The 3717-nt window shown below is 38.1% G+C and carries 3 protein-coding genes; 2 read left to right on the forward strand and 1 reads right to left on the reverse strand.

Going from position 1 to position 3717, the window contains the following annotated elements; translation table 11 throughout:
- Positions 1-352 precede the first annotated feature (352 nt).
- Both B2V92_RS06070 and B2V92_RS06075 read left to right on the forward strand, forming a co-directional pair.
- On the forward strand, positions 353-751 hold the full coding sequence (locus B2V92_RS06070; protein WP_293305771.1) for a hypothetical protein: 399 nt from the start codon (positions 353-355) through the stop codon (positions 749-751).
- Between the two features lie 93 nt (positions 752-844).
- Positions 845-1240: a LytR/AlgR family response regulator transcription factor gene (locus B2V92_RS06075; RefSeq protein WP_293305774.1), complete on the forward strand. Its 396-nt coding sequence runs from the start codon at positions 845-847 to the stop codon at positions 1238-1240.
- Between the two features lie 1153 nt (positions 1241-2393).
- Here the strand turns inward: B2V92_RS06075 and B2V92_RS06080 are convergent.
- On the reverse strand, positions 2394-3717 hold a 1324-nt coding region (locus tag B2V92_RS06080), incomplete at its 5' end, for an outer membrane beta-barrel family protein (protein ID WP_293305777.1).

Raw genomic sequence — 3717 nt, forward strand, 5'->3', positions numbered from 1 at the left:
AACCGATCGCATTTCATCCCCCTACACCCTTTGTAAGGGGAACGAATTTTCTGCGCGGAACAAGTAGATCATATGGTGTGCCGAGATTGAAAGCAGATGCGTTAGTACATGCGTGATTTAAACCGATCGCATTTCATCCCCCCACCCCCTTTGTAAGGGGGACGAGTTTTCTATGCGAAACAAGTAGATCATATGCTGTGCCGAAATTGAAAGCAGATGCGTTAGTACATGCGTGATTTAAACCGATCGCATTTCATCCCCCCACCCCCTTTGTAAGGGGGACGAATTTTCTGCGCAGAACAAGATGTAACATTTGGATTTTTTAATCATCTTATTCCGGAAAAACAAATCCATGAATGCGATTTCCAACCGTAAAAAGGCACATATAGTTTTATTGATCTTAACTTTCGTGGCCACAGCCTGCATGGAACTGGGTTTCAGGAAGTATCTTTTCAACCATTTGGGAAACCATTCTATATTGGCAGGTTCCATTCCGAATTTTATGGCCGTAGTGCTGGCTACCTTAATATATGTAGTACTTAAGGGCGAGAATGAAAATCCGTTAAAATTGAGTGCCATCGGTAGTTCTATGATGGTTTTGTATGAATTTGTCCAGCCATTGATACAGGGCCGGACGTTCGATGTATTTGATATTGCAGCGTCTTTAATGGGCGGATTATTTGTTTTTGGCCTGCTCAGTACTGTTGATTATTTCATTAAACCACCTGCTCAAAAAAAAGAAAAACTGTAGTTTATATTCTGCGGATTATTTCTTAAATTAACACCAGATGAAGCGTGGTTAGTTTCATTTAATTTTCCCTACAACCGCAAAACTTTTAGGAATATGAACAGCCCTACCGTACCATACAGCTGCGTAATTTTAGATGACGAACCCATTATCATTAAAATTATAGAACGTTATATTTCCAATATCGAAAATCTTGAATTAAAAGATAGCTTTACAAGTCCGGTAGATGCTATGGCAGCTTTTAAAGGTTATGAAAAAATTGACTTTCTTTTTTTGGACATTGAAATGGATGTTTCTGGCTTCGATATTGCCCGTATGCTCAGAAACAGTGTGAAATTTATTATTTTTATCAGCTCGCACAGTACCTATTCTATCGGCGACCTTGTAAATGGAGACAAATTGCTGGTTAAGCCTGTTGATTTCAGGGTATTTCACGACACTGTAAACGAACTGATTTCTAAAGATAAGGGCAAACAAAAAAAATCCGTTTAATTGGCCTAAAAGTCTATACTGCATTAATTTCCCGAATTATTAACAAGGCTGATTCTCCTTCATGGAGTTATTTCAGCTACTCATGGAGTATAAAAGCCAATTGGTCTATTCTTCATTTTATCACATACTACCTCTCTGTAATTTTACCCCCAGATCATTATGAGCATTTGATCAATTCAGTAATAACTGTTGATATAAAACGAGGAAGGGATAACTCTTTTATTTCTACATTATCTTTTTAGTGGGATAGTAACATTTATTGCAAGAAGAGGGGAAAAGTACAGGGATATACAAAGTACCCTCTTTATTTATTTTTTTATAAAGCCTTAATCTAAGTTGAAACTTAATTGTACTTAGCGAGTATACATTTAAAATAAAATGGCCATCCCGATCCAATAACTATGGGTGGAAAGTAGTGAAATGAATATCCTTCGACTCCGCTCAGGATGACAGCTGACCTGACCGGAGAGATCTGCCATTATAAAATTTAAATTAGCCGATGGCTAACGTAGTTCTCAACTTCGTTAGACTTCCTTTATCATAACGCTTATTTAAATCACTGGTTAACCAGACTTATTTTTTCATCATATGAGACATTTAAGGGCATGTAAGCTTATATGGTTCTTATATTACTTATATGGTCAAACACGATACAACCTGTAAAAACGGGAATTTAGCACCCCAGATGTTCTCAGGTGGCTTAGGTGGTAAATTAAAAGGCGTATTCTTTATCACCACCTGAAACACTCGATCTCACCCAAGTTTTACAAAGTGCAAAACATTAACCCAGTACATAGAACGTCATTCCCTTTTTTTCTATGTAAGGCTATGATGGTTAACGAAATGACGATACGAGCGCTTCGATATAAATATTTTTTTAAAGATTTAAATTCCTATTGTACTACTGCAAATCCATATCAAAATTTAATTGGGGAATTTTGGGGATTTTTTTCTACAATATTTTAAAATTCCACATTATTTTCAATAACATTTTAAAATGTAAATGGGTTAAAAAAAAAACTATAAAACGCAAAAAAGGCTGCATCCACAGCCTTTTTTTTCCCTATTTGTGCTTATCAGATTATGATAAACTTTGATTTGTACATGTAGTAAGGCAAAACAGATGCCGATATTCTTACACGCCTTTCAATTATTAATTTCTGTTACCACTTTTCGCCTGCCTGATTCCCTGATCGTTGGTGAGGTTTAAGCGGTAAACAAAAGTTAAGCGGTACCTTGCTGCATTCGGAATATACACCTGTGTGATGTTAAAATCCTGGCCTGTTGTGGTTGTAGAAAATTTCCTAAGCTCGAAAAGGTTGCTTACATCAAAAAGTACACTTGCACGGTCTTTCCAAAAGTTCTGTGCCACCCCCAAATCTATGCCATGGATAGCAGCCCTTTTACTCTGGGCAGAATTTCGCGGACCAGAAAAATTATAACGCAACTGTAAACTCGATTTACTTGGTAATTTAACCTGTGCGCCAAACCTGCCTGTTAACATACTTCCGGAAAAGGCAAAATCCTGACTGCTGTAAAAACCCTGCTGCCTAAAACGGTATGCGTTCAATTCCATATTCATCTGCAACCACTTATAAGGGTTATAAATCATAGAAAGTTCTATGCCCGATCGCTGTTCGAGATCGATATTAACCGGGGTTGAAATAAAAAGTCCGTTTTCGCGGTAACTGTAATCAATGATCAAACCGCTTTGGTGCTGATAATATACAGAAGGATTTACAGTTAAGGTGCCAAAATGGGTAAGTAGGCCAAGTTCGAACACATCTGCATAAGAAGGATTGAGTTCGGGATTGCCCACATAGCGCGAGTTAAAATCGGTAAGTTCGTTAAAGGGATAAAGATCGTTCAGTGCCGGGCGGTTGATCCTCCGGCTGTAACTCAACTGCAGGGTAGTTCCTTTTGCAGGCTCAAAACCCAAATGTACGGTTGGGAAAAGTTTAAAATAATTTTTCAGGTTATCGTAAACATTGTTTCTATCGGCTATTTTAACCCTCGTATATTCTCCTCTTAAACCCAATTGGTAAGAAAAACGTCCCATTTTATTTCTCAATTGTACATAACCGCTTCCGATCAGTTCGTTATAAACTACTCCATTATCGATCCCATCAATGGTTGCCCAAACATTTGCTGTTTCACTTTGGGCCAAAAAGTCGCTTTTAACACTTCTGCTTTCGCCCTTAATTCCATATTCCAGAACCGCACTGCTATCCAATGGTATACTCATATCGCTCTGTGCAGCAAAATCCCTGCTCGAGCCGATCGAGCTGGTACGGATCTGTGGCAATTGCTGTAATGCAGGCGCTGTTTTTTGGGTTGCAAGATTCCAGTCTTTATCACTGTTCCAAAAATCGTACTGCATATCCACAGTGAGTTTTTTTCCAGGTTTTTTAAAAAGTTTTGTATAATTAAACTCCAGTTGGTTATAATTTCTCCGTTCCCACGATTCGGCATTCCTG

Origin of the sequence: Pedobacter sp. UBA5917, from assembly GCF_002432345.1 — a bacterium.
Lineage (GTDB): Bacteria > Bacteroidota > Bacteroidia > Sphingobacteriales > Sphingobacteriaceae > Pedobacter.

Bases quoted from the DNA above. Each gene is read 5' to 3' on its own strand.
- B2V92_RS06070 (WP_293305771.1), top strand. From the start codon at position 353: ATGAATGCGATTTCCAACCGTAAAAAGGCACATATAGTTTTATTGATC.
- B2V92_RS06075 (WP_293305774.1), top strand. From the start codon at position 845: ATGAACAGCCCTACCGTACCATACAGCTGCGTAATTTTAGATGACGAA.